This window comes from Senegalia sp. (in: firmicutes), from assembly GCF_052088025.1.
Taxonomy (GTDB): Bacteria; Bacillota; Clostridia; order Tissierellales; family SIT17; genus Anaeromonas.
In genome coordinates this window covers 37,762-61,645 of record NZ_JBQCYD010000003.1, presented here as the reverse complement: position 1 = coordinate 61,645, position 23,884 = coordinate 37,762, and the positions used below count along the sequence as shown (strand labels likewise).

At 28.8% G+C, this 23,884-nt stretch carries 29 protein-coding genes and 1 other annotated feature (1 of these 30 cut by a window edge); all 29 genes read left to right on the top strand.

What is annotated here, in order from left to right; translation table 11 throughout:
• The first annotated feature begins 10 nt into the window (after nucleotides 1–10).
• The 29 genes from ACTHUW_RS01485 (at nucleotide 11) to rsfS (ending at nucleotide 23,676) form a co-directional block, all read left to right on the top strand.
• A complete protein-coding gene (locus ACTHUW_RS01485) occupies nucleotides 11–952 on the top strand; it encodes an RnfABCDGE type electron transport complex subunit D (RefSeq protein ID WP_442197098.1) in 942 nt (313 codons plus the stop codon).
• Nucleotides 945–1,523 (top strand): RnfABCDGE type electron transport complex subunit G, encoded by a 579-nt coding sequence (locus tag ACTHUW_RS01480; RefSeq protein WP_442198942.1) that lies wholly within the window; start codon nucleotides 945–947, stop codon nucleotides 1,521–1,523. Before ACTHUW_RS01485 ends, ACTHUW_RS01480 begins: the two co-directional genes overlap by 8 nt.
• Before the next feature lie 12 nt (nucleotides 1,524–1,535).
• The gene (gene rsxE / locus ACTHUW_RS01475; RefSeq protein ID WP_442197100.1) at nucleotides 1,536–2,168 is read left to right on the top strand and encodes an electron transport complex subunit RsxE; all 633 of its coding nucleotides are present in this window, start codon (nucleotides 1,536–1,538) and stop codon (nucleotides 2,166–2,168) included.
• Nucleotide 2,169: 1 nt separating this feature from the next.
• Entirely contained in the window at nucleotides 2,170–2,742 is a 573-nt protein-coding gene (gene rsxA / locus ACTHUW_RS01470) for an electron transport complex subunit RsxA (RefSeq protein ID WP_442197101.1), read from the top strand.
• Nucleotides 2,743–2,756: 14 nt separating this feature from the next.
• Nucleotides 2,757–3,734, top strand: coding sequence for an RnfABCDGE type electron transport complex subunit B (locus ACTHUW_RS01465; RefSeq protein ID WP_442198943.1), 978 nt, complete (start codon nucleotides 2,757–2,759; stop codon nucleotides 3,732–3,734).
• A 153-nt stretch (nucleotides 3,735–3,887) separates the two neighbouring features.
• Nucleotides 3,888–4,475: a nucleoside triphosphate pyrophosphatase gene (locus ACTHUW_RS01460; protein ID WP_442212337.1), complete on the top strand. Its 588-nt coding sequence runs from the start codon at nucleotides 3,888–3,890 to the stop codon at nucleotides 4,473–4,475.
• An 11-nt stretch (nucleotides 4,476–4,486) separates the two neighbouring features.
• Nucleotides 4,487–5,182: a RadC family protein gene (gene radC, locus ACTHUW_RS01455; protein WP_442197104.1), complete on the top strand. Its 696-nt coding sequence runs from the start codon at nucleotides 4,487–4,489 to the stop codon at nucleotides 5,180–5,182.
• Nucleotides 5,183–5,205: 23 nt separating this feature from the next.
• A complete protein-coding gene (locus tag ACTHUW_RS01450; RefSeq protein ID WP_442197105.1) occupies nucleotides 5,206–6,258 on the top strand; it encodes a rod shape-determining protein in 1,053 nt (350 codons plus the stop codon).
• 12 nt (nucleotides 6,259–6,270) lie between these two features.
• Nucleotides 6,271–7,110, top strand: coding sequence for a rod shape-determining protein MreC (gene mreC, locus ACTHUW_RS01445; RefSeq protein ID WP_442197106.1), 840 nt, complete (start codon nucleotides 6,271–6,273; stop codon nucleotides 7,108–7,110).
• Between the two features lie 23 nt (nucleotides 7,111–7,133).
• Nucleotides 7,134–7,637, top strand: a complete 504-nt coding sequence (gene mreD, locus ACTHUW_RS01440) for a rod shape-determining protein MreD (protein WP_442197107.1) — start codon at nucleotides 7,134–7,136, stop codon at nucleotides 7,635–7,637.
• Between the two features lie 4 nt (nucleotides 7,638–7,641).
• On the top strand, nucleotides 7,642–11,121 hold the full coding sequence (locus tag ACTHUW_RS01435; protein WP_442198945.1) for a penicillin-binding transpeptidase domain-containing protein: 3,480 nt from the start codon (nucleotides 7,642–7,644) through the stop codon (nucleotides 11,119–11,121).
• A gap of 48 nt (nucleotides 11,122–11,169) precedes the next feature.
• On the top strand, nucleotides 11,170–11,790 hold the full coding sequence (locus tag ACTHUW_RS01430) for a septum site-determining protein MinC (protein ID WP_442198946.1): 621 nt from the start codon (nucleotides 11,170–11,172) through the stop codon (nucleotides 11,788–11,790).
• Between the two features lie 21 nt (nucleotides 11,791–11,811).
• A complete protein-coding gene (gene minD, locus ACTHUW_RS01425; RefSeq protein ID WP_442198947.1) occupies nucleotides 11,812–12,609 on the top strand; it encodes a septum site-determining protein MinD in 798 nt (265 codons plus the stop codon).
• A gap of 14 nt (nucleotides 12,610–12,623) precedes the next feature.
• Nucleotides 12,624–12,908 (top strand): cell division topological specificity factor MinE, encoded by a 285-nt coding sequence (gene minE, locus ACTHUW_RS01420; protein ID WP_442197111.1) that lies wholly within the window; start codon nucleotides 12,624–12,626, stop codon nucleotides 12,906–12,908.
• 12 nt (nucleotides 12,909–12,920) lie between these two features.
• Nucleotides 12,921–13,328 carry a methylglyoxal synthase gene (mgsA, locus tag ACTHUW_RS01415; RefSeq protein ID WP_442210089.1) on the top strand — a complete coding sequence of 136 codons (408 nt, stop codon included), beginning with the start codon at nucleotides 12,921–12,923 and terminating at the stop codon, nucleotides 13,326–13,328.
• Between the two features lie 82 nt (nucleotides 13,329–13,410).
• The gene (locus tag ACTHUW_RS01410; RefSeq protein ID WP_442198949.1) at nucleotides 13,411–14,085 is read left to right on the top strand and encodes a murein hydrolase activator EnvC family protein; all 675 of its coding nucleotides are present in this window, start codon (nucleotides 13,411–13,413) and stop codon (nucleotides 14,083–14,085) included.
• A 14-nt stretch (nucleotides 14,086–14,099) separates the two neighbouring features.
• Nucleotides 14,100–14,981, top strand: a complete 882-nt coding sequence (locus ACTHUW_RS01405) for a site-2 protease family protein (protein WP_442210092.1) — start codon at nucleotides 14,100–14,102, stop codon at nucleotides 14,979–14,981.
• 51 nt (nucleotides 14,982–15,032) lie between these two features.
• The gene (locus ACTHUW_RS01400) at nucleotides 15,033–16,871 is read left to right on the top strand and encodes a TIGR03960 family B12-binding radical SAM protein (protein WP_442210128.1); all 1,839 of its coding nucleotides are present in this window, start codon (nucleotides 15,033–15,035) and stop codon (nucleotides 16,869–16,871) included.
• Complete coding sequence (locus ACTHUW_RS01395; RefSeq protein WP_442198951.1) at nucleotides 16,871–17,539, top strand: TIGR03936 family radical SAM-associated protein; 669 nt, start codon at nucleotides 16,871–16,873, stop codon at nucleotides 17,537–17,539. The genes ACTHUW_RS01400 and ACTHUW_RS01395 overlap by 1 nt, the downstream gene beginning before the upstream one ends.
• Before the next feature lie 22 nt (nucleotides 17,540–17,561).
• Nucleotides 17,562–19,055, top strand: coding sequence for an Rne/Rng family ribonuclease (locus ACTHUW_RS01390; protein ID WP_442212335.1), 1,494 nt, complete (start codon nucleotides 17,562–17,564; stop codon nucleotides 19,053–19,055).
• Between the two features lie 93 nt (nucleotides 19,056–19,148).
• Nucleotides 19,149–19,460 (top strand): 50S ribosomal protein L21, encoded by a 312-nt coding sequence (rplU, locus tag ACTHUW_RS01385; RefSeq protein ID WP_442197117.1) that lies wholly within the window; start codon nucleotides 19,149–19,151, stop codon nucleotides 19,458–19,460.
• Between the two features lie 8 nt (nucleotides 19,461–19,468).
• Complete coding sequence (locus ACTHUW_RS01380; protein WP_442197118.1) at nucleotides 19,469–19,801, top strand: ribosomal-processing cysteine protease Prp; 333 nt, start codon at nucleotides 19,469–19,471, stop codon at nucleotides 19,799–19,801.
• Nucleotides 19,802–20,095, top strand: a complete 294-nt coding sequence (gene rpmA / locus ACTHUW_RS01375) for a 50S ribosomal protein L27 (protein WP_442197119.1) — start codon at nucleotides 19,802–19,804, stop codon at nucleotides 20,093–20,095.
• Nucleotides 20,096–20,220: 125 nt separating this feature from the next.
• The gene (obgE, locus tag ACTHUW_RS01370; protein WP_442197120.1) at nucleotides 20,221–21,498 is read left to right on the top strand and encodes a GTPase ObgE; all 1,278 of its coding nucleotides are present in this window, start codon (nucleotides 20,221–20,223) and stop codon (nucleotides 21,496–21,498) included.
• 24 nt (nucleotides 21,499–21,522) lie between these two features.
• Nucleotides 21,523–21,816, top strand: coding sequence for a ribosome assembly RNA-binding protein YhbY (gene yhbY / locus ACTHUW_RS01365; protein ID WP_442197121.1), 294 nt, complete (start codon nucleotides 21,523–21,525; stop codon nucleotides 21,814–21,816).
• A 60-nt stretch (nucleotides 21,817–21,876) separates the two neighbouring features.
• Entirely contained in the window at nucleotides 21,877–22,062 is a 186-nt protein-coding gene (locus tag ACTHUW_RS01360) for a hypothetical protein (protein ID WP_442197122.1), read from the top strand.
• A 49-nt stretch (nucleotides 22,063–22,111) separates the two neighbouring features.
• Entirely contained in the window at nucleotides 22,112–22,723 is a 612-nt protein-coding gene (gene nadD, locus ACTHUW_RS01355) for a nicotinate-nucleotide adenylyltransferase (RefSeq protein WP_442212333.1), read from the top strand.
• A 9-nt stretch (nucleotides 22,724–22,732) separates the two neighbouring features.
• Complete coding sequence (yqeK, locus tag ACTHUW_RS01350; protein ID WP_442210096.1) at nucleotides 22,733–23,308, top strand: bis(5'-nucleosyl)-tetraphosphatase (symmetrical) YqeK; 576 nt, start codon at nucleotides 22,733–22,735, stop codon at nucleotides 23,306–23,308.
• 11 nt (nucleotides 23,309–23,319) lie between these two features.
• On the top strand, nucleotides 23,320–23,676 hold the full coding sequence (gene rsfS, locus ACTHUW_RS01345; RefSeq protein WP_442210097.1) for a ribosome silencing factor: 357 nt from the start codon (nucleotides 23,320–23,322) through the stop codon (nucleotides 23,674–23,676).
• Between the two features lie 27 nt (nucleotides 23,677–23,703).
• Nucleotides 23,704–23,884 (top strand) — a binding site (T-box leader); it runs 2 nt beyond the window's last position.

Genomic DNA, 23,884 nt, shown 5'->3' with positions numbered 1-23,884 from the left:
AGGGATTACTATGGAAAACATGTTATATGGTTCATCATCACCTCATATAAGAAGTGATGAAACTATTTCAAGAATAATGATTGATGTATTGATAGCACTACTACCTGCAACACTTGCAAGTATATATTTTTTCAGATTTAATGCAATAAAACTTATAGGAATTTCTATTTTAACAGCAGTATTAACTGAATGGGCTCTTCAAAAATTTATGAAAAAGCCTATATCAATAAATGATTTTAGTGCTGTAGTAACAGGACTTTTACTAGCATTTAATATTCCTGCTTCAGCACCTTGGTGGATACCTGTAATTGGTTCAGCTTTTGCAATTGCAATAGTGAAACAAGCCTTTGGAGGTATTGGTAATAACTTTATAAATCCTGCACTTGCAGCTCGTGCTATGCTTCTTGCATCTTGGCCTGTAATAATGACTAATTGGGTATCACCTGGGGCAGATGCTGTAAGTACTGCTACACCACTTGGGATTTTAAAAGGAGAAGCAGAAGGAACTCTTCCTTCTATTACAGATGTTTTAATAGGTAATATTGGAGGATCCCTAGGTGAAACTTCAGCATTATTACTTATAATTGGTGGATTGTATTTATTATATAGGGGAGTTATTACTTGGAAAATTCCTGCTAGTTTTATTGGAACTGTTATGGTAATGACATTTTTATTAGATGGTGGATTTACTAGTATGATTTATCATACATTATCTGGTGGTTTAATGTGTGGTGCTTTTTATATGGCTACTGATTATTCTTCAACACCAGTAACACCAAGAGGACATATAATCTTTGGAGTTGGTTGTGGAATACTTACATCTGTGATAAGAATATATGGTGGATATCCAGAAGGAGTTTCATATTCAATATTACTTATGAATGTTGCAGCACCATTAATTGATAAATATACATCACCAAAAGTATTTGGGGAGGTGAAGAAAGTTGCGTGAGATAATTAAATTAGGACTTATATTACTTTTAATCACATCTATATCTGCTGTAGTTTTAGGACTTTCTAATAATTTAACGCAAGGGAAAATAGAAGAAGCTGAAAATTCTGTTAGTGAAGAAGCAAGAATGGCAGTTTTACCTGAAGCAGATAAATTTGAAGAAGAAAATTCAGATAAAATTGATAAAGAAGTAAAAGAAAATCCAAATATTTTAGAAGTATATAAAGGAATAAATGATCAAGATGAAGTAATAGGTTATGCTATAAAGACGGCTTCTTCAGGATATGGTGGAGATGTAGAAGTTATAACTGGTATTTCAACTGAGGGCACTATAACTGGTATGAATGTAGTAAATCATCAAGAAACACCAGGACTTGGAGCTAATGCTACTTCTGAAGAATTTCAAGAAAGATTTAGTGGAGTTCCTGCAACAGAAGAAGTTGAAATAGTAAAGACTGAAGCACAATCTGAAAACGAAGTACAAGCTCTAACAGGAGCTACAATAACTTCAGATGCTGTAGGAAATAGTGTAAATATGGCTAGAGAACTTTATATTGAAAATTTAAAATAATTTGGAGGTGAAATGATGAAGTTATTTAAAATATTTAAAAATGGTGTATTAAATGAAAATCCAGTTTTTGTACAACTTTTAGGAATGTGTCCTACTCTTGCTGTTACAACATCAGCATTAGATGGAATGGCTATGGGTCTTGCTACTATGGCAGTTTTATTTGCAGCAAACTTTGCTATATCCATACTTAGAAATGTAATACCAGATAAGATAAGAATACCAGCATATATAGTAATAATAGCAACCTTTGTTACACTTATTGGTATGTTTATGCATGGATATGCAATGAGTTTATATAAATCACTTGGGCTTTTTATTCCACTTATAGTTGTTAACTGTATAATACTTGGTAGAGCAGAATCATTTGCATCTAAAAACACTCCAGCACCTTCAATAGCTGATGGACTTGGAATGGGATTTGGTTTTACTATAGCGTTAACTGTACTTGGTATTGTGAGAGAAATTCTTGGAGCAGGTAGCATATTTGGAGTGTCTTTATTTGGAGAAGCATTTAAGCCAGCAATAATAATGATATTACCACCAGGAGCATTCTTAGCACTCGGATTATTAATAGGTTTATTAAATCATATACAAAATAAAAATCAATCTAAAAACTTAGATGAAGATTTAAAGGAGGTAATATAATATGGAATTAGTATCTATAGCAGTAAGTGCTATGCTAGTAAACAACTTTATATTATCAAGATTTCTTGGAATTTGTCCATTTTTAGGAGTATCCAAAAAGGTAGAAACTGCTACAGGAATGACAATGGCAGTGGCCTTTGTTATGACACTTGCATCTATCATGACTTATATAATTCAAGTTACTGTACTTGAATACTTCAATATAGAATATTTACAGACGATTGCATTCATACTCATAATTGCATCGCTTGTACAATTTGTAGAAATGTTTATAAAAAAGGCAAGTCCTACACTTTATGAAGCACTAGGTGTTTATCTTCCTTTAATAACTACAAACTGTGCGGTACTTGGTTTAACGGTTTTAAATATACAAGAAGGATTTAATTTAGTTCAAACAATAGTTCATAGTGTTTTTGCAGCAATAGGTTTTGGACTTGCAATAATATTATTTGCAGGTATTAGAGAAAGACTTGCAATTGCTGATGTACCTAAAGCTCTAGAAGGATTTCCAATAGCGCTTATTACAGCAGGACTTATGTCTATTGCATTTTTAGGGTTTGCAGGATTAGTTTAGGAGGTGAGTGAGATATGTTAGATGGTATATTACTACCCGTAGTTAGTTTGGGTGGATTAGGATTAATATTTGGAAGTGGTCTTGCTGTAGCATCAAGAATCTTTGCTGTAGAGGTAGATGCAAAGGTTGAAAAGATAAGAGCTGCCTTACCTGGAGCTAACTGTGGAGCTTGTGGATATCCTGGTTGTGATGCATTTGCAAATGCAGTTTCAGGAGAAGAAGCACCGGTAAATGGTTGTCCTGTAGGAGGATCTGAAACAGCAGAAAGACTAGGAGAAATAATGGGCTCAGAAGCTGGTGCTACAGAGAAAAAGGTAGCACGAGTAATATGTAATGGAACTGAATGTAATGCAAAAGATAAATTTGAATATACTGGAATAAAAGATTGTAAGGCTGCTGCACTTGTTCAAGGAGGAAATAAATCTTGTGAATATGGTTGTTTAGGCTTTGGAACTTGTTATGATGTATGTCCTTTTGATGCAATTAGAATGAAGGATGGTATAGCTCATATAGATCCTGATAAATGTACTGCTTGTGGTAATTGTGTGGATGCATGTCCTAAAAATGTAATTGAATGGGCTCCATATAGTCAAAATGTAGTTGTAGATTGTAATAGTAATGGATTTGGTAAAGAAGTAAAAGTAAAATGTAAAACAGGATGTATAGGATGTCAAATATGTGTAAAGGCATGTCCTTTTGATGCTATGGAATTTGAAAATAATTTAGCTAAAATAAATTATGATAAATGTACTAATTGTATGATATGTGCAGAAAAATGTCCTACAAAGGCTATATGGGCAGATTTTTCTAAAAGAAAGACTGCTGAAATAATAGAAGATAAATGTATAGGGTGTACCATTTGTGCTAAGAATTGTCCAGTAGATGCTATAGATGGAGAATTTAAAAAGATACATGAAGTAGACCCGGATAAATGTGTAGGATGCGGAGTATGTGAACAAAAATGTCCTAAAGATGCAATAATAATGAAATAAAATCATAAAATGCAGCCTAGGCTGCATTTATTTTGTTATACAAATGAAATAAAAATACATAAATTGCTACTTGTAAATATACTATCTAAATGGTAAACTTTATATGTATAAATATGTTTTTTTATTGTTCAATTTTAAAGAATAGAAATGTAGGTGTTAAATGTGGGAAATATTATACTAGCCTCTTCTTCACCTAGAAGGAGAGATTTTTTCGAGAAATATAGTATGGATTTTAAAATATTAAAAAGTGATATAATAGAAACTATTGATAATAAAAGTCCTGTAATTACTGTAATGAGTTTAGCATTTCAAAAAGCTACAAATATTTTAGAAAAAACTGAAAGAAATGATATAATAATAGCAGCAGATACTATTGTTTATTTTGATGAAAAAATACTTGTAAAGCCAAACAATAAAGAAGAAGCAAGAAATATGCTTAAAAATCTAAGTGGTAATACTCACTATGTTTATACAGGTATTGCTATAATAAAGGTAGGTACAAACGAAAAAATAGTTGATTATTCTATGACTAAAGTTAAATTTAGAAAGCTCGATGAAAAAATCATAGAAAATTATTTAACTACTAAAGAATATGAAGATAAAGCAGGGAGTTATGGTATTCAAGGAAAAGGAGAAATTTTAATTGAAGAAATAAATGGTTCTTATCCAAATGTAGTAGGACTTCCTATAGTTAAGTTAGATATGCTTTTAAAAGAATATTTTAAAATAAGTTTGATATAATTGGAGGATATATGGAAAGTAGAATGAATTATACAATCAAACAGTTACCATTAGATGAAAGACCTAGAGAGAAGTTGTTTGAAAAAGGTCAAAGTGAATTGTCAAATACTGAGTTATTAGCTATAATAATTCGAACAGGAAATAGGAAACAATCTGCAATAGAACTTGCAAGAAGTGTTTTAGAACTAGATCACAACTCACTTGAGTTTTTAAAAAATTCTACTATTCAAGAATTAATCAAACTTGATGGGATAGGCAAATGTAAAGCAGCACAGATACTTGCAGCAATAGAATTAGGCAAGAGAATACATTCTAAAGACATAGTAAGACCTACAAAAATCACATGTCCAAGAGATGTGTGCGAATTTATGATTGAAAGTATGAAGGAATATAAAAAAGAGTATTTTAGAAGTATAATGTTAGATACTAAAAACAATATAATTTGTCATGAAGATATTTCAATTGGTAGTTTAAATGCTTCTATAGTTCATCCAAGGGAAGTATTTAATAGGGCAATCAAAAGAAGTAGTGCTTCTATAATTTTAGTACACAATCATCCAAGTGGTGATCCTACTCCTAGTAAAGAAGATATAAATATTACTAAAAGATTGATTAATGCTGGAGAAATATTGGGGATACGTGTACTTGATCATATTATAGTTGGAAATGAAAAATATATTAGTTTAAAAGAAGAAGAGATAATATAGATATCAGAGAGGAGTAATAATAAATGGGATTTTTCGGAATGTTTTCAAAAGACATGGGTATTGATTTAGGTACAGCAAATACACTAGTCTTTATTAAGGGTAAAGGTATTGTTGTAAGGGAGCCTTCAGTTGTAGCTATACAAACTAAATCAAATGAGGTATTAGCTGTAGGATCTGAAGCTAAAAGAATGATAGGTAGAACACCTGGAAATATAGTGGCAATTAGGCCAATGAAAGATGGAGTAATTGCTGATTTTAATGTTACCAAAAGTATGATAGAATATTTTTTAAAAAAAGCTAATGGAAAAAAATCTTCACTCTCACAACCAAGAGTAGTAGTGTGTGTGCCATCTGGGGTTACTGAAGTTGAAAGAAAAGCAGTAGAAGAAGCAGCAGAACAAGCAGGAGCAAGAGAAGCATTTCTTATAGAAGAACCTATGGCAGCTGCTATAGGAGCTAATCTACCTGTACAAGAACCAACAGGTAGTATGGTTGTTGATGTTGGTGGAGGAACTACTGAAGTTGCTATAATTTCATTAGGAGGTATAGTAACAAGTAAGTCTATAAGAGTAGGTGGAGATGAATTAGATGACTCTATAGTTCAATTCATCAAAAAGCAATATAATTTAATGATTGGTGAAAGAACATCAGAAAACATAAAAATAGAAGTAGGATCAGCAATGTTAAGAGATAGTGGAAAGGGACATCTATCAAGTGAGACTAAAATGAAAATACGTGGTAGAGATTTAGTATCAGGTCTTCCAAAAGTGATAGAAATTAGTGCTAAAGAAATTGAAGATGCTCTAAAGGAGCCTGTATCACATATAATAGAAGCTATAAAGTTCACCTTAGAAAAAACACCACCAGAACTTGCAGCAGATATCATGGATAAAGGTATAATGCTTACTGGAGGCGGTGCCTTATTAGATGGATTAGATAGACTTGTTAAACTAGAGACAGGAATGCCAGTAAATATTGCAGAAGATCCTCTAGATTGTGTAGTACTTGGTACTGGAAAAGCAGTAGAAGATATTGATATGCTAAAAAGAGTTTCTACTAGCTCAAAAAGGAGATAAGTGGTGATATAGATGTCTGTATTAAGAAAATATGGGGGCAGAATGATAGTAGCAATAGTTACTATCATTCTGCTTATAACAATTGGTATAACAGCCAATGATAGAGAGAAAATTAGTTTTTTAGAGAATAAGATAGGTCAAATCATAACTCCTGTTCAAAGTTTTTTTTATAAGATAGGAGATAGTGTTACAAATAGGTTTTCTTCTATAGGAGATTATGTAAATGCAAAAGAAAAGAATGATATATTAGTAAAAGAAATTAAAAAACTAGAAGAAGAAAATAGAAATATGAGTGATGTAATTGCTAGAAAAGACTTTTTAGAAAAAGAAATGAGATTAAAACAAAATTCTAACTTTTCTATGATAGGAACTAGAATTATTTCAAGGGATCCAGAAAACTGGTTCAATAATTTCTTGATAGATAAAGGTTCTATAGATGGAATAAAAAAAGATGCTGCAGTGATACAAGCAATTGAACTAGATGGTGGTATAATAAGAGAAGGATTAGTTGGGATAGTAATAGAGGTAGGAGATAATTGGTCTAAGGTTTTACCAATTACAGATACAGGTAGTAGTGTAAGCTATAAAGTTATAAGAACTCAAGATTTTGGAGTAGTAAATGGTACTATTGACAACACTATGAAAGGTTTTGTCTTTGATATTGAAGCTGATGTGAAAAAAGGGGATAAAATCATATCATCTGGTATGGGTGAAATATTTGTACCAGACATCTATATTGGTGAAGTTACTGATGTAGAGACAAAAGAAGAAGAACTTAAAAAGGAAATTAAAGTCAAGCCAGCAGTTAATTTCAAAAAAATAAATGATCTATTTGTTATCAATAAACAATAAGGCAAATAAAAGGAGTTTAGAAATTGAGAATTTTTAGTATAATTATTTTGTTTATATTAAGTTTTGTACTACAATCCACATTATATCAATATATATCTATATTTGATGTGATACCTAATACTAATTTGATTCTAATTATTTTACTATCTTTATTTACAAATAAAAAAGTAGGTGGAACTTTAGGATTGATTGTAGGATTATTGCAAGATTTATTATTTGGAAAAGCTATAGGTATTCATGCATTGATATATTTTTTAATTGGATATTTTATAGGGGCAACTAATACTAATTTTTCTAAAGAAAATTTCATAATACCCTTTTTATATACATTTACATTTACTTTTGTAGCAAATATAATGTTTTTCTTCTTATATTATTTTTCAGCAGTAAATATTACTTTTATAGAAATGATAGAGGATATAGCTTTTATAGAATCAATATATAACTCTATACTTTCAATATTCATATATAATTTCATAAAAAAATTATTTATATCTCCTAGTTTGCAATTTGGTAGAAGGAGTTGAAAATTTGCAAAAAATATTAGATAAATTAAGAAATAGATATACAATACTTATAATAGTTATAACCGTTATATTTTCTGTTTTGGGCTTTAAATTAGCAGAAATAACGATTATTGATGGTAAGGACTATAGGGAAAAGGCAGACAATACTAAGGTTAAAAAAATACCTACACCTGCACCACGTGGTAATATTTTAGATGTAGATGGAAAGATACTTGCAGAAAATATAACTGGATTTTCAGTTCAAATTATGAAAGATGAATTAATTGAAAATGAAAAAAATCTTGCAAGTTTAAAAATAATGACACTTTTAGAAAAACAAGGTGAAAATTATATAGATGAATTCCCCATAATATTAAATTCAATTGATTATAAAAATGAATCGGATTTTTTTTATGATGAAGTAAGTATAAATGAAACTATCACAAATCTACTTATAAAAAATAATTTAGTAGATGATTTATTAGATATGACATATGAACATATTACAGATTTTAATGAATATAAATTTTCAGTAGCAAATAGGGCATTATCTACATTGATTGAAGCTAAAGAAGTAATAGAGCTACCTATTAAAATAGAATATGTAGATGGGAATGTAGTTTATAGTTATAAAGAAGGAAAAGACATTAAAGAGTGGAAAGAAACTTTGAAGCTTGCTAAAGCTGAAAATCCTAAAAATGATATATTAACTCTTTTATTAAGAGATGAAGAAAGAATAAAAACTCTTATAAATCATCCTATAGTTAGAAAATATGCATTTGAACTTTTAGAATCTAGAGGACAAATGAGTAAATATAAGTTAGTGGATTACAAATTTTCCTTTGACAGTGATTATAGGGATAAGAAAAAAAACCTTATAACTTATTTGGATACAGCCCTACTAAATTTAATAGATAATGATTTACCTGATGAATTAGAAATTGAGCTTTTTGGCAAAAAAAAGCCTGAACTTTCAGATAGTCAAAAAATAAATACAATAAAATCATTAAAAGAAGATTATCCTTATCTTTATCCTGATATAAGTTTTGATACTAAGGCAAAGGAAGATTTCATAACTCTTCTTAAGTATCAAAGTTTTAAAGGAATGATGAGTTTTAGCTATGAGAAGGATAAGGAAATAACTACATTAGGAATGGAACTTTTAGATTATTTAAAAGAAAAAGATATAAATGTGCCTTTTAAATACGAACCTGATGATGGAAATATATTTGCATATAAAGATGAAAAATCAAAAAATACATTTATAAATAAAAATAACTTACAAAAAGAAATATCAGCTGATTCTGCATTAGAAATGTATATTAAAAAAGAAAATATCTTTAATGAATTTGTAAGCTCAGAAGATATAAAAATATATGCCCAAAGATTTCTTTTGCAATTTGTAAATCCAAGAATTTCTATATCGAAATGGAAATATACTTCTATAATAGAAAAAGATAAGTGGATTAAAGGTAAAAATATAAAAAAATATAAAGATGCAAAAGATGTATTTGAAAAATTAGTAGATGAATCTGATATAAATGAGGATGAAAGTATTACAGAAGAATTAAATGTATATGAAAAGAGATTTATACTTTTAATGGATGACATAATAACCAGGCAAGGATATAGGGCATATGAACCTATAAACATAGCTTATAATGTGAAAGATGAAACTGTAGCAATGATAAAAGAAAGAAGTATGTCATTTCCAGGCATAAATACATCTATAGAGCCTATGAGGTATTATCCCATGGGAGAAACTACCGCTCATACATTAGGCTATTTAGGTAAGATATCACAACAATATGAGATAGATAAATATATAAATAATAGTGATTATTCTAGAAATGATATAATAGGTAAAACTGGTATTGAACAAGAATTTGAAGATTATTTAAATGGTGAAGATGGATATAAACTAATAGAGGTAGATGCATTTGGAAACACTCATAAAACCAATAAAGAAGAAGCACCAGTTCCAGGAAATAATGTTAAACTTACAATTGATCATGATGTTCAAAAAATGGCAGAGGATGCTTTAAAGGAAGCTATAGAAAAGGTACAGGTAGGTGGAACTTATCAAAGTGAATATGGTAATTATAAATTCACAAAACCATATAGGAATGCTAAATCTGGAGCTAGTGTAGCTGTAAATGTAAAGACTGGAGAAGTACTAGCGGTCGCAAATTATCCATCATATGATCCAAATCTTTTTTCTACAGGTATAACCATAAGTGACTATGAAAGTTTAAAACCTGATAATGAAAAAGATTTAATGGCACCTAGGCCTCTTGTAAATACAGCGCTTAGAAGCAAGCTTCCACCTGGTTCTAGTTTTAAAATGGTACCAGCTCTAGCAGCTCTTGAAAATGGTCTTAGTCCATATAAAAAAGTGAACTCACTTGGTTATGTGGAGTTAGCTGATGGTAGTCGTCAATCATGTTGGATTTGGAATGACTATAGGGGTACACATGGTCCTACTAATATGTTTGAGGCATTGCAAGAATCTTGTAACTACTATTTCTATACATTGGTTGAAGGTAGAAATCCAAGGACAAAAGAGCCCCTAGGAGTAGAAGTTACTGTAGAAGATATGCAAGATATGTCAATACAACTTGGATTAAATGATAAAACTGGAATAGAAATACCTGAAGAAATAGCAGGTAGTATTCCAAATGAAGAAGATAAATTAAGAACAATCAATCAACCTCTTAGAAGTCTTATAAAATCAAGAAAAGATAATTTGATAGAAGGTAAGAAATTAAAAGATAAGGATATAGATGAATTGATGAATATATTTTCTGAATGGGCTAGTAGAGAAGATATTATGTCAGCTAAGGAAGTTATAGATGAATTAGAAAAATTAAATGTAGTAGAAAGAGAAAGAGGTTCTTACAAGAATCCAAAAGATGGTGTGTCTCTTAAAGATTATATAAAATATACTTATCTTAGTAGTACTGATTTTAGTTCATCTAAATTAAGTATTTCTATTGGACAAGGTGAAAACAATTATACTACAATAGGAATGGCAAATATGGTTGCAACTATTGCAAATGATGGATATAGAAATGAGCTTACTATAATTGATGATATAACAAGTTATGATGGAAAAGATATAGGATATGAGAAAAAACAAAAAAGAGAAAGAATTGATTTAAAAGATTATAAATATCTTGATGATATAAAAGAAGGTATGCTAAGAGTGGTAGAACGTGGATCAGTTAAAAGTATATTTAATGGTTTTCCAGTAAAAGTAGCAGGAAAAACTGGTACAGCTCAAGCAGGTATAAATATTTTAACAGGTAATAATTATGATAACTATGCTTGGTTTGTTGGTTTTGGACCATATGAAGATCCTGAAATTGCTGTAGCAACAGTAATATTTCAAGGGGGTAGTGGTGGTAATGCTGCACCTGTAACAAGAGATATTATAGGTAAATATTTGGAAATAAATAATAAAAAAGAAGAAGATGTAAAAAAATTGAAGGATTTTAGCATATAAAGTAGAATATTATCTAAGAAAGGCCAAATTTTTTGGAGGTAAAAAAATATGAATCATGATATAATAAGTTTTAAAGGCAATAAAGAAGGAATTTATATTCAAATAAATGAAGCAGATTTTAAAATTATAAAAGAAGAATTAACAAAAAAATTAACAAATACAAAAGATTTCTTTAAAGGTGTTAAGGTAATAGATATAAGAGGTTATAATCTTACAGATATAGAAATTGCTATTTTATCAAATATAATAGAGGAATTTGATATTAAAATAGATATTATGCCAAAAGAAATAGAAAAAGTTGAATATGAAGTGCCTTTTAGTGGTATATATGAAGGAGATACTAAATTCATAAGAAATACTCTAAGATCGGGTCAAAGAGAAGAGTATGATGGTAATATTGTTATTTTAGGTGATACTAATCCAGGCTCAGATATAGTAGCAAAAGGAAATATTATTGTTATGGGAACTCTTCGTGGTATAGCTCATGCTGGGAGTGATGGAAACAAGGATTCTATTGTAGCTGCATTTAAAATGAAACCAACTCAACTTAGAATAGCAGATATAATAGCTAGAAGCCCTGATAATGAAGTTTTAAACCCTAAATGGCCAGAAATTGCACGTGTACAAGCTAATAAAGTTATTATAGAACCTTACTTACAAAAAAAATAGTTTGAAATTGGAGGAAAATAAATGAGTGAAGTTATTGTTGTAACATCGGGAAAAGGAGGAGTAGGTAAAACTACTACTTCTGCAAATATAGGAACTGGACTTGCTATGCAAGGTAAAAAAGTGGTTGTAGTTGATGCAGATATTGGACTTAGAAATTTAGATGTAGTAATGGGTTTAGAAAATAGAATTGTTTATGATATAGTTGATATCGTAGAAGGTGTATGTAGACTAAAGCAAGGTCTTATAAAAGATAAAAGATATCCTGGACTTTTTCTCTTACCAGCTGCTCAAACAAAGGATAAAACTGCAATAGCTCCAGAGCAAATGCTAGATTTAACAGAAGAATTAAAGAATATGTTTGATTATGTTATTATAGATTGTCCTGCAGGGATTGAACAAGGCTTTCAAAATGCTATAGCAGGAGCTGATAGGGCTATTGTAGTTACTACACCAGAAATATCTGCTGTAAGGGATGCAGATAGAATAATAGGCTTATTAGAAGCAAAAGGAATACACGATCCTAAGCTTATAATAAATAGAATCAAAAATGATATGGTTAAAAGAGGAGATATGATGAATATAGATGATATGATAGATATATTAGCCATTGATCTTTTAGGTGTAGTACCTGATGATGAAGCCATAGTAATATCTACAAACAAGGGTGAACCAGCTGTAACTGATGATAGTTCACTTTCAGGAAATGCTTATAAAAACATTTCTAGACGCATTCAAGGGGAAGAAGTTCCTCTACTTAATTTAGATGTAGATGAAAATATGTTTACTAAACTGAAGAAAATATTTTTTGGTAAAAAATAAGAGGGGGGATAACGATGGGCTTATTTGATTTTTTAGGAAAATCTAACAATAAAAGTAAAAGTGTTGCCAAAGAAAGATTAAAACTAGTACTTATTCATGATAGAACTAATGTATCTCCAAAATTTTTAGAGATGATAAAGGGTGATATTATAAATGTAATATCTGATTATATGGAAATCGATGAAGAAGGTTTGGATATACAATTTACTAGGACAAGAAGAGAATCTGATAATTCTCCAATACCTGCTCTAGTTGCTAATATACCTATTATAAAAATGAAAGATAAACATATGAAGTAAGGAGTTAAAAAAATGAATATAGCACTTATTGCACATGATAAGAAAAAAGATGATATAATTAATTTTTCTGTAGCATATGAAGATACTTTAAAAAAACATAATTTATTTGCCACAGGTACAACAGGTCTTAGAATAAAGGAAAATACTAATTTAGATATAACTCGTTTTAATTCTGGACCCTTAGGTGGAGATCAACAAATAGGAGCTATGATAGCTATAAATAATATGGACATAGTAATATTTTTAAGAGATCCTCTGACAGCACAACCACATGAACCTGATGTTTTAGCTCTTCTTCGTTTATGTGATGTTCATAATATACCACTTGCTACTAATATGGGTAGTGCTGAGGTCCTTATTAAAGGAATGGAACGTGGAGATCTTTCTTGGAGAGAAATAAAAAAACAACCTAATCATTAATGATTAGGTTGTTTTTTTGTAATAAAATCTATCCTTATTAAATAATCTAGTAATAAGAATACTTATAAGGTAGGAGATAAATATGAATAATAAAATGTTTAATAAAAGAAAAAGATATCAAACTAAAACTAAATACAACAAAGAAAGTTATAGGAAATTATTTATTCAAACTTTTTTTTGTGTTTTAATCGTTATAACTATAATTGTAATTAAATTATTTAATGTAGAATCTGCACAAAATACAATTAAAACAGTAAAATATTTTTTGGAAAATGATAGAAATATCAAATCAGATACTATATTAGTTATTGATAAGATAAAGGAAAGGGAAGTTTTTAATAATATATTTGATGAAAACACTTCTAATTATATTTTTCCTGTTTCGGGTTCTTTATATAGGGGCTATGGCATGTATAAAAAATCTAATAACGTAGAGGTATTTAATAAAGGAATAGATGTAGTTGCAAATGAAGAAGAGGTAAAATCAATAGCTGATGGAACAATAAAAGAGATAGGTAAGGATAATATATATGGAAAATTCATAGTAATAGAACATGATGAATACACGGCAAAATATTATGGATTTGATATTATTGATAAAGAAATTAATCAAAATGTAAAAAAAGGTGAAAAGATAGGTACTATAAAAAAGAATGATGGAAGTTTAGACTTTAGAATTGAATTATATAAGGATGATGAAGTTATAGACCCCTTAGAGAATATAGATTTTACAAATGAAGATATATTGCTTATTTGATAGGAAGGTGAGAGATGAAATTATTTACATTTAAAAAGATAGACATAAATTTCCATTTACTATTAATACCTATAATTTTAATAATGTATTTTAATAATTATATGCTTGAATTTATTATATTGTTTGTAGTATTATCATTTCATGAAATAGGACATTTGATTGTAGCAATAATAGAAGATGTTAAGATAAGAGAGGTCAATATATTTCCATTAGGAGCTATAATTAAATTTGAATATCCTTTGGGGATAGAGCCAATCAAAGAAATAATGATAAGCATAGCAGGTCCTTTAGTTAATCTTATATTGTTTATAATATCGTATAAAATATATATAAATTTCACAGGAATAATCTTATTAGATTTTTTTATTGAAGTTAATCTAATCTTATTCATAGTGAATATTTTACCCATAATGCCTTTGGATGGAGGTAGGATTTTAAGAGGAATATTATATATTCATGGAGGATTTAAATTTGCAAATAAATTTACAAATATTGTAGGTAAAATAAGTTTATCATTATTATTTTTAATAGGCCTATTATATGTAAAGGATATATTTGAAATAATTATTTTAGCTACTATGACTATTTATCTATATAAGGCTGCCAAAGTTGAAAATGAAATGGCAGCCTTTATTTTAACTAGAGGCATAGGAAGAAAAAAGAAAAAATTAAAAAATAAATCTGTAATGAAAACTCACTTTTTGATAGTCTTAAAGGGTACTGAACTAAAAAGTATATTAGATATTATATTACCTAATAGATATAATATAATATTTATAATTGATAATGAAGGAAATTTCTTGGGCAATATAAGCGAGGAATGTTTTTTTAATGGTATAATAGTAAATGGAGTAACAGAAAATATAGAAACACTACTAATTAATAGTAAAAAATGATAAAATACTCTTGTACTAAAAAGTAAATTTAAATTAAGGATGATTAATTTGATTAAACAAGAAACATTAGATAAAATATTACTCAAAGTAGAAAAGCCTGCCAGATATATAGGCAATGAACAAAATATTTACATTAAAAAAGAAGAAGATATAAAGACTAGATTTGCATTTGCATTTCCAGATATTTATGATGTAGGAATGAGTCATTTGGGACTACATATATTATATAATCTTTTAAATAATGAAGAAGGAATTTATTGCGAGCGAGTATTTTCTCCATGGGTAGATATGGAAGATCAAATGAGAAAAAACAATATCCCACTTTATTCTTTAGAAACTAAAACACCTTTAGATGAATTTGATTTTGTAGGATTTACACTTCAATATGAAATGAGCTATACAAATATATTAAATATGTTAGATTTATCTAATATTCCTTTAGAAAGTAAGGATAGAACAGAATCAGATCCCCTTATCTTAGCAGGAGGACCTTGTGTTTATAATCCTGAACCCTTAGCTGATATAATTGACTTTTTTATCATAGGTGAAGCTGAAGAAACTATTTTAAAGGTTATGCAAAAGCATAAAGAATCTAAAGAGCAAAAATTAACTAGAAAAGAATTCTTAGAATCAATATTAAATATAGAAGGTATATATATACCTTCATTTTATAATATCAAATATAAGGAAGATAAGACTATAGATCAAATGATAGCTAAGAATGAAGATTATCCTCGTAAAATTAAAAAGGTAATTCAGAAAAATCTTGATGAAACTTATTATCTTGATAAAATGATTGTACCCTTCATTCAAACGGTACATGATAGAGTAATACTTGAAATATTTAGAGGATGCACTAGAGGCTGTAGATTCTGTCAAGCAGGTATGATTTATAGGCCTGTTCGTGAAAGAAGTGTAGAAAGTTTATTAAAAATTGCAAAAAAATTAATAAAATCAACAGGTCATGAAGAAATATCTTTATCTTCACTTTCTACTAGTGATTATTCTGAATTAGAAGATTTAGTAATTCGTTTAATGGATGAATTTAAGGAAGATAAAATTGGATTATCACTTCCATCTCTTAGACTTGATTCTTTTTCTCTTGACTTAATACAAGAGATACAAAAGGTAAGAAAAACAGGGCTTACATTTGCTCCAGAAGCAGGAAGTCAAAGACTTAGGGATGTTATAAACAAGGGAATAAATGAAGAAGATTTATTAAAGGCATCAAGGGATGCATTTAATATGGGTTGGTCAACGGTGAAGTTATATTTTATGATAGGACTTCCTACTGAAACTAAAGAAGATTTAGAAGGCATAAAGGATCTTGCCTATAAGGTTAGAGGTGAATTTTTTAATAGACCTAAAGAAAACTTAAAAGGAAATCTTAAAATAAACACATCTGCTTCTTGTTTTGTACCCAAAGCCTTTACTCCATTTCAATGGTATCCTCAAAGTACATTAGAAGAATTTAAAGAAAAACAAGATTATCTTAAAACTATAATAAAAGATAAAAAGATTAAATTTGATACTCATGATGCAAAGACAAGTTTTCTTGAAGCGGTTTTTGCTAGAGGAGATAGAAAGGTTTCAAAAGTTCTTATAGAAGCATTTAAAAATGGAGCTAAGTTTGATGGATGGAGAGACAGGTTCAAATATGATGTGTGGATGGATGCATTTGAAAAATTAGAAATTGACCCAGCATTTTATGCTAATAGACAAAGAGATTATGAAGAAGTATTACCTTGGGAATTCATAGATATAGGTGTAAGTAAATCATTCTTAATAAAAGAAAATGAAAAGGCAAAACTCTCTGAATTAACTCCAAATTGTAAGGTAAGTTGTAGTGGATGTGGAATAGAAAAAGGATTTAAAGGAGACTTGTGCTAATGCTAAAATTAAGAATAAAATTCAAAAAACATTTACTTATGAAATACATCTCTCATCTAGACCTTATGAGATTGTTTCAGAGGGCATTTAGACGCGCCAGTATACCCATAGAGTATTCAGAAGGATATAACCCTAAGCCCAAATTTTCTTTTGCTACAGCACTAGCACTTGGCACTACAAGTGAGGCTGAATATATGGATTTAGAATTAAAGGAAAAAATAAATTCCAATGAATTCATAGAAAAGATGAACAATGTTCTTCCACAAGGGATAGAAATTTTAGAGGCCAATTATACTGATGATAAAAGTTCCTTAATGTCCTTGGTTAAATCTTCTACTTATACAATAGAAGTTGAACTATTAGAAAATATCAATGAGAATGATGTTAAAGATATTATTGATAATTTCATAGAAAAAGATGAAATATATATAACAAAAAGCAAAAAGAAAAAAGGTAGAACTATAAAGAGAGATATTGATATAAGAAGTAATATATATGAACTTAGCCTAGTATCTTTTGAAGGAAATAAGATTGTTTTAAAAACTTTATTACAAACAGGTAGTAGTGGAAATTTAAAGCCTGAGCTTTTAATAGATTCTTTAATAAATGAAGGGTTAATGGTAAATAGCTCTGATTATAAAATTCATAGAGTAGAATTATTTACTTAAAGTCCTCATTGGGAGTGATTTAATGAATAAAATAATAATTGATGTTGGAACATATGAAGATAGGGTGGCAGTTTTAGAAGCTGATGAACTAATAGAAGTATTTCATGAAAAAAAAGATGAAAATAAAGTACAAGGAAATGTTTATAAAGGTAGGGTAGTAAATGTACTTAAAGGAATGCAAGCAGCCTTTGTTGACATTGGGCTTAGTAAAAATGCTTTTCTTTATATAAAAGATGCCTTGCCTAAGGAGCAATATATAAATGGAGTAGATTATAAAAATTTATCAATAAATGATTTGGTCAAACAAGGTGATGAGCTAATAGTACAAGTGATAAAAGAACCATATGATTCAAAAGGACCAAGAGTAACTACTCATATTTCTCTACCTGGTAGATATTTAGTACTCATGCCTTATAATACTTATGTAGGAGTATCTAGAAAAATAAACAAAGAAAATGAAAGACAAAGATTAAAAGATTTGGCAAATGAATTAAAGCCTGAAGATATGGGTCTTATATTGAGGACAGCTTCAATAGATAAATCTGTAGATGAACTTAAAATAGATATAAATTATTTAGTAGATTTATATTCTAAAATAATGGCAGAAGAAAATGTTGGATCTTCACCTAGGTTAATATATAAAGATTTAGATTTACCTAAACGCACTATTAGAGATATATTCACTAAAAAAATAGATGAGGTACTTATAAACAACAAAGAAAAGTATGATGAAATACTAAAATTAGTTAAGGTTATATCACCAAATTTAAAGGATAGAATTAACTACCTAGAAGATAGTGATTTATTTAGTGAATTATCTATCAACTTGCAAATAGAATCAGCAATTGAAAAGAAAGTATGGCTTCAAAGTGGAGGATATCTAGTAATTGATGAAACTGAAGCTCTTACTTCTATTGATGTAAATACTGGGAAATTTGTAGGAAGTATAGATCTAAAAGACACTGTTTTTAAGACTAATATTGAAGCAGCAAAAGAAATTGCAAAGCAATTAAGACTTAGAAATATAGGTGGAATAATAATAATTGATTTTATAGATATGTTTAATAGTGGTGAAGAAGATGAACTTATAGAACTTTTAAAAAGAGAATTAAAAAAAGATAGAATAAAAACTACTGTTATTGGCATGACAGGTCTTGGACTTGTTGAAATGACCAGAAAGAAAAGTAGGAACAAACTATCAACACAAGTTTTATCTACTTGTAAATGTTGCAAGGGAACTGGCAAAATAAAATCAACTGGGTTTTTATTAACTAAAATTGAAAAAGAAGTAAAGAGAGTAAAAAACCATACATCTTCATCTGCAGTCTTATTTGAATTAAATTCTTATAAATTTGAAGATATAATCAAAAATCATGAAAAAGCAATAAATTCTATTGAAGAAAACAATGATATAAAAATATTTTTCAAAGAAAATAATGATTTGAATATTGATGAAATTAAAAATAAAAAAATGGGTAGAGTTAAAGATTTGATTGACAAGGGGATAAATATTTGATAAAATGTTATTCTGTAAGTAGCCGCTCAATTTAGGTTTTAAAACGAGAGTACCTATTATTTGGCGAGACTGGTTTGAGGAGGTGTAAGTGTAATGTATGCAGTAGTTGAAACTGGAGGAAAACAATATAGAGTTCAAGAAGGTGATACTCTTTTCGTTGAAAAGTTAGCTGGAAACGAAGGAGATAGTATCAAGTTTGATAAAGTGTTATTTGTATCTAATGATGGTGATGTTAAAGTAGGCAAGCCATTTGTTGAAAATACAACTGTTGATGCTTCAATAGTTGGACATGGAAAAGGAAAGAAAATAATCGTATATAAATTTAAGGCAAAGAAAGATTATAGAAAGAAGCAAGGGCATCGTCAACCTTATACAAAAATACAAATTGAAAAAATTAACGCCTAGTGATATAAATGACTAAAGTTGAATTTTTCTTTGATGATGATGGTAATATACTTAAATATATCATGAATGGTCATACAGGTTATGATGAACATGGTAAAGATATAGTTTGTGCGGCAGTATCTGTACTTGCTCAAACTGGTTTAATGTCTTTGTTAGAATTTTTAAACTTGAAAATATCTTATCTAATAGAAGATGGATATATTAAAGTAATATTACCAAAAAACCTAAATAAAGATGATTTTGAAAAATCACAAATTGTATTAAATACAGTATTAATCGGCATAAAAAGTGTAGCGGAATCTTATCCAGATTATATAAGCCTAGACTATCGGGAGGTGTAAGTGATGTTAATGAATTTACAATTATTTGCTCATAAAAAAGGGGTAGGTAGTTCAAAAAATGGTCGTGATAGTGAGTCTAAAAGACTTGGAGTTAAAAGAGGCGATGGACAAAACGTACTATCAGGAAATATATTAGTTAGACAAAGAGGAACTAAAATTCATCCAGGAATTAATGTTAAAAAGGGTGGAGATGATACTTTATTTGCTATAGTAAATGGAGTAGTTAAATTCGAAAGAAAAGGAAAAGGCAAAAAGCAAGTGAGTGTATATCCTCAAGAAGCTATTGCTAAATAATACCGGGCCTACCTATTGTGGTAGGTCTTTATTTTTTTATTAGTGAATAATTTATAGACTTTTGAGGTAAACATTACATATGGGTAAAATTATATGTAAAGTAAAAGTAAATGAGGATGATAAAAATGTTTATAGATAAAGCAAAGATATTTGTTAAAGGTGGAAATGGTGGCCATGGAGCAGTTGCATGGAGAAGAGAAAAGTATGAACCCTCAGGTGGACCTGCAGGTGGAGATGGTGGCCATGGTGGAAATGTTATTTTAAAGGTAGATGTAGGACTTAGAACTCTTATGGATTTGAGATTTAAAAAACATTTCAAATCAGAATCAGGTGAAAATGGGAGATCAAAAAGACAATATGGTAGTAAGGGTGAAGATTTAATAATCAATGTACCTGCAGGAACTATTGTAAGAGATGAAGAAACAGGTAGGGTAATTGCAGATTTAACAGAAGAAAACCATACCTTTACTGTAGCAAAAGGTGGTAGAGGTGGTAAAGGTAATGCAAAATTTGCAACACCTACAAGGCAAGCTCCAAGATTTGCTGAAGGTGGAGCTGCTGGTGAAGAAAGATGGATAATATTAGAACTTAAACTACTTGCAGATGTAGGACTTATTGGATTTCCTAATGTAGGTAAATCAACCTTACTTTCTATAGTTTCAGCTGCAAAACCAAAGATTGCTAATTATCATTTTACTACTATAAATCCTAATTTAGGTGTTGTTAAATTAAATGATGCAAATGATTTTGTAATAGCAGATATACCAGGACTTATTGAAGGTGCCCATGAAGGAACAGGTCTTGGTCATGAGTTTTTAAGACATATTGAAAGAACAAAAGTATTAGTTCATATGGTAGATATATCAGGACAAGAGGGAAGAGATCCAATAGAAGATTTTCATAAAATAAATGAAGAATTAAAATTATACAATGAAAAACTAGCAAGAAGACCTCAAATAGTGGTAGCAAATAAAAGTGATTTAATGCCAAATAATGATAAGTTTAATGACTTTAAAGAAGAAATAGAAAAATTAGGTTATAATGTATACAAATTATCTGCTGCAACTAAAACAGGTGTTAAAGATCTTGTATATAAAATAAGTAATATGCTTAAAGAAACAGGAGATATGGAGTCACTAATAGAAGTAGAAGAAGATATAAAGACTTATGATTCAAAGGATGAGAAAGATATTATAGTTAAAGAAGAAGATGGCGAATATTTTGTAGAAGGAGCTATAGCTCAAAAATTAATGGATTCAACAAACTTAGAGGATGTAGATTCTACAAGATATTTTCAAAAGCGATTAAGAGAATTAGGTATAATTGATAGATTAAGAGAACTTGGAATAAATGAAGAGGATTCAGTAAATATTTGTGGATATGAATTTGAATTCTTTGAATAAAATTAAAAGAAAAGAGGTAGAAATATGATTACAGGAAAACAAAGAAGTTTTTTAAAGAAAAAATCACATGATATGGATTCAATACTTCAAATAGGTAAAAATGGTTTATCTGATAATTTGATAGAACAAGTTGATGAAGCCTTAGAAGCTAGAGAATTGATTAAATTAAATGTTTTAAATAATAATCTTTTAGATGCTAAAGAAGTAGCAAATGAGCTTGCAGAAAAGACTAATTCTGAATTTGTTCAAGCGATAGGAAATAAAATAATATTATATAGGGAATCAGAAGAAAACAAAAAAATAAATTTACCTAAGTAATGAATATTTAAGGCAACTCAGGTAAGAATTATAAATATATATAAAGGAGTTGTTGTAGATATGACTAATATAGAAAAGGTAAAAAATCTGTATGAAGAAAATTACAGATGCATACGTTATGAAAATGATGTAAATGGAAGTATGATAATTTATTTTAAAAATTTTGAAAAAGAAAAGATAGAAGAGATTTCTTCTTCAGATTCAGAAGAAATAGATGAATTAAAAGCTTTTATAGATGAAAATTAATCTTCTTTTTAGAGGATTAATTTTCATAATAGTTAATTGGAGTGATATAATGCGAAAAATCAAAAGAATAGGAATAATGGGAGGAACCTTTAACCCTATACACATAGGCCATTTGATAATTGCAGAAGAAACTAGAAAAAAATTCAATTTAGATAAAGTAATATTTATCCCTACTGGATCTCCTCCTCATAAAGATAAGACTAAATTAATACCTGCCTTAGATAGGTATATAATGACTATACTTGCAACAATAAAGAACAAATATTTTACCGTATCTGATATTGAAACTAATAGGATAGGGACAAGTTATACAATAGACACATTAAAAAAATTAAATGTAATTTATAAGGACTCTGAACTTTTTTTTATAACAGGAGCAGATTCTATACTAGATATAGAAAATTGGAAAGATACTGAAGAATTACTTAATATATGCACATTTATAGCAGCGACAAGACCAGGATATAATTTAGATGAAGTGAATTTTCAAATAGATAAATTAGAAAAAAAATATAATAAGAAAATAAGCTTTCTTACCATTGCCCCTATGGATGTATCTTCTAGTCAGATAAGAAAAAGAATAAAGGAAAATAAAACCATTAAATATATGACTAGTGATTCGGTTATAAATTATATTGTAGAAAAAGAATTTTATAGATAGGAGGATACCATGGAGATTTCTAAAATAAAAGAAATATTAAAAAATGAAATAGATGAAGAGAGATATAAGCATACTATTAGAGTAGTAGATATGGCTATAAAACTTGCAAAAACTTATAATGTGGATGAAAAAAAAGCAGAATTAGCAGCCCTTTTACATGACTCAGCTAAATATAAAGATAGGGAAGTATTACTTGAAAAAGCAAATGAATTTGATATAATATTAGATGTTATTTTAAAAAACAATCATCATTTAATTCATCCTTATTTAGGAGCAAAAATAGCAGAACTTAAGTATAATATAGTAGATGAAGATATATTAAATGCCATAAAATATCACACAACAGGAAGATGCAATATGACTATGTTAGAAAAGATAATATTTATGGCTGATTTTATAGAACCAAATAGAAGTTTTCCTGGTATAGATCATATAAGAGACTTAGCTTTTAAAAACATTGATAAATCAATGGTACTTGCCATGGATAATACTTTGAAATATATAATTGATAGAGGTTTTCTAATACATCCTGATACGATTGAAACTAGAAATAGCTTGATTTTAAAAAATGAAAATAATATTTAGGAGATGATAAATTGAAAGAAATTAAAGAAAAATTAGCATTAATTATAAATGCAGCAGATGATAAACTAGCTCATGATATAGATGTTTTAGAAGTTAGTGAACTTACAAGTATTGCAGATTATTTTATGATATGTAGTGGAAACAATGAAAGACAAGTAATAGCAATAGCTGATGCTATAGATGATAAATTAAAAAAAGAAGGATATATATTAAGGGCAAAAGAAGGACATAGAAAAGGAAGATGGATATTATTAGATTTTACAGACATAATAATTCATATATTCCATAAAGATGAGAGAGGATTTTATAACTTGGAAAGATTGTGGGCAGATGGAAATAAAATTGATATTGACAATTACATTAGTTAATATATAATATTTATAATAGATAAAATTTAATAAAGTATTATAAAGAGTAGTAGATAATATAGAAATTTTTAGAGAGTCAGTGTTGGTGGAAGCTGATAATTTTTAATTATTGAACTTACTTTAGATTATAGATTAGTCTCCATTAAAAGACTCTTAAGTGGGCTTTATAGTCAATTAGGGTGGTACCGCGAGTAACTTCTCGTCCCTA

Excerpts from the sequence above, each read along its gene's own strand:
- obgE (WP_442197120.1), top strand. The coding sequence starts at position 20,221 with ATGTTTATAGATAAAGCAAAGATATTTGTTAAAGGTGGAAATGGTGGC.
- yqeK (WP_442210096.1), top strand. The coding sequence starts at position 22,733 with ATGGAGATTTCTAAAATAAAAGAAATATTAAAAAATGAAATAGATGAA.
- nadD (WP_442212333.1), top strand. The coding sequence starts at position 22,112 with ATGCGAAAAATCAAAAGAATAGGAATAATGGGAGGAACCTTTAACCCT.
- mgsA (WP_442210089.1), top strand. The coding sequence starts at position 12,921 with ATGAATATAGCACTTATTGCACATGATAAGAAAAAAGATGATATAATT.
- ACTHUW_RS01410 (WP_442198949.1), top strand. The coding sequence starts at position 13,411 with ATGAATAATAAAATGTTTAATAAAAGAAAAAGATATCAAACTAAAACT.
- ACTHUW_RS01485 (WP_442197098.1), top strand. The coding sequence starts at position 11 with ATGGAAAACATGTTATATGGTTCATCATCACCTCATATAAGAAGTGAT.
- ACTHUW_RS01380 (WP_442197118.1), top strand. The coding sequence starts at position 19,469 with ATGACTAAAGTTGAATTTTTCTTTGATGATGATGGTAATATACTTAAA.
- minE (WP_442197111.1), top strand. The coding sequence starts at position 12,624 with ATGGGCTTATTTGATTTTTTAGGAAAATCTAACAATAAAAGTAAAAGT.
- radC (WP_442197104.1), top strand. The coding sequence starts at position 4,487 with ATGGAAAGTAGAATGAATTATACAATCAAACAGTTACCATTAGATGAA.
- minD (WP_442198947.1), top strand. The coding sequence starts at position 11,812 with ATGAGTGAAGTTATTGTTGTAACATCGGGAAAAGGAGGAGTAGGTAAA.
- rsxA (WP_442197101.1), top strand. The coding sequence starts at position 2,170 with ATGGAATTAGTATCTATAGCAGTAAGTGCTATGCTAGTAAACAACTTT.
- rplU (WP_442197117.1), top strand. The coding sequence starts at position 19,149 with ATGTATGCAGTAGTTGAAACTGGAGGAAAACAATATAGAGTTCAAGAA.
- yhbY (WP_442197121.1), top strand. The coding sequence starts at position 21,523 with ATGATTACAGGAAAACAAAGAAGTTTTTTAAAGAAAAAATCACATGAT.
- mreC (WP_442197106.1), top strand. The coding sequence starts at position 6,271 with ATGTCTGTATTAAGAAAATATGGGGGCAGAATGATAGTAGCAATAGTT.
- rsxE (WP_442197100.1), top strand. The coding sequence starts at position 1,536 with ATGATGAAGTTATTTAAAATATTTAAAAATGGTGTATTAAATGAAAAT.
- ACTHUW_RS01450 (WP_442197105.1), top strand. The coding sequence starts at position 5,206 with ATGGGATTTTTCGGAATGTTTTCAAAAGACATGGGTATTGATTTAGGT.
- ACTHUW_RS01430 (WP_442198946.1), top strand. The coding sequence starts at position 11,170 with ATGAATCATGATATAATAAGTTTTAAAGGCAATAAAGAAGGAATTTAT.
- ACTHUW_RS01390 (WP_442212335.1), top strand. The coding sequence starts at position 17,562 with ATGAATAAAATAATAATTGATGTTGGAACATATGAAGATAGGGTGGCA.
- ACTHUW_RS01395 (WP_442198951.1), top strand. The coding sequence starts at position 16,871 with ATGCTAAAATTAAGAATAAAATTCAAAAAACATTTACTTATGAAATAC.
- ACTHUW_RS01405 (WP_442210092.1), top strand. The coding sequence starts at position 14,100 with ATGAAATTATTTACATTTAAAAAGATAGACATAAATTTCCATTTACTA.
- ACTHUW_RS01360 (WP_442197122.1), top strand. The coding sequence starts at position 21,877 with ATGACTAATATAGAAAAGGTAAAAAATCTGTATGAAGAAAATTACAGA.
- ACTHUW_RS01465 (WP_442198943.1), top strand. The coding sequence starts at position 2,757 with ATGTTAGATGGTATATTACTACCCGTAGTTAGTTTGGGTGGATTAGGA.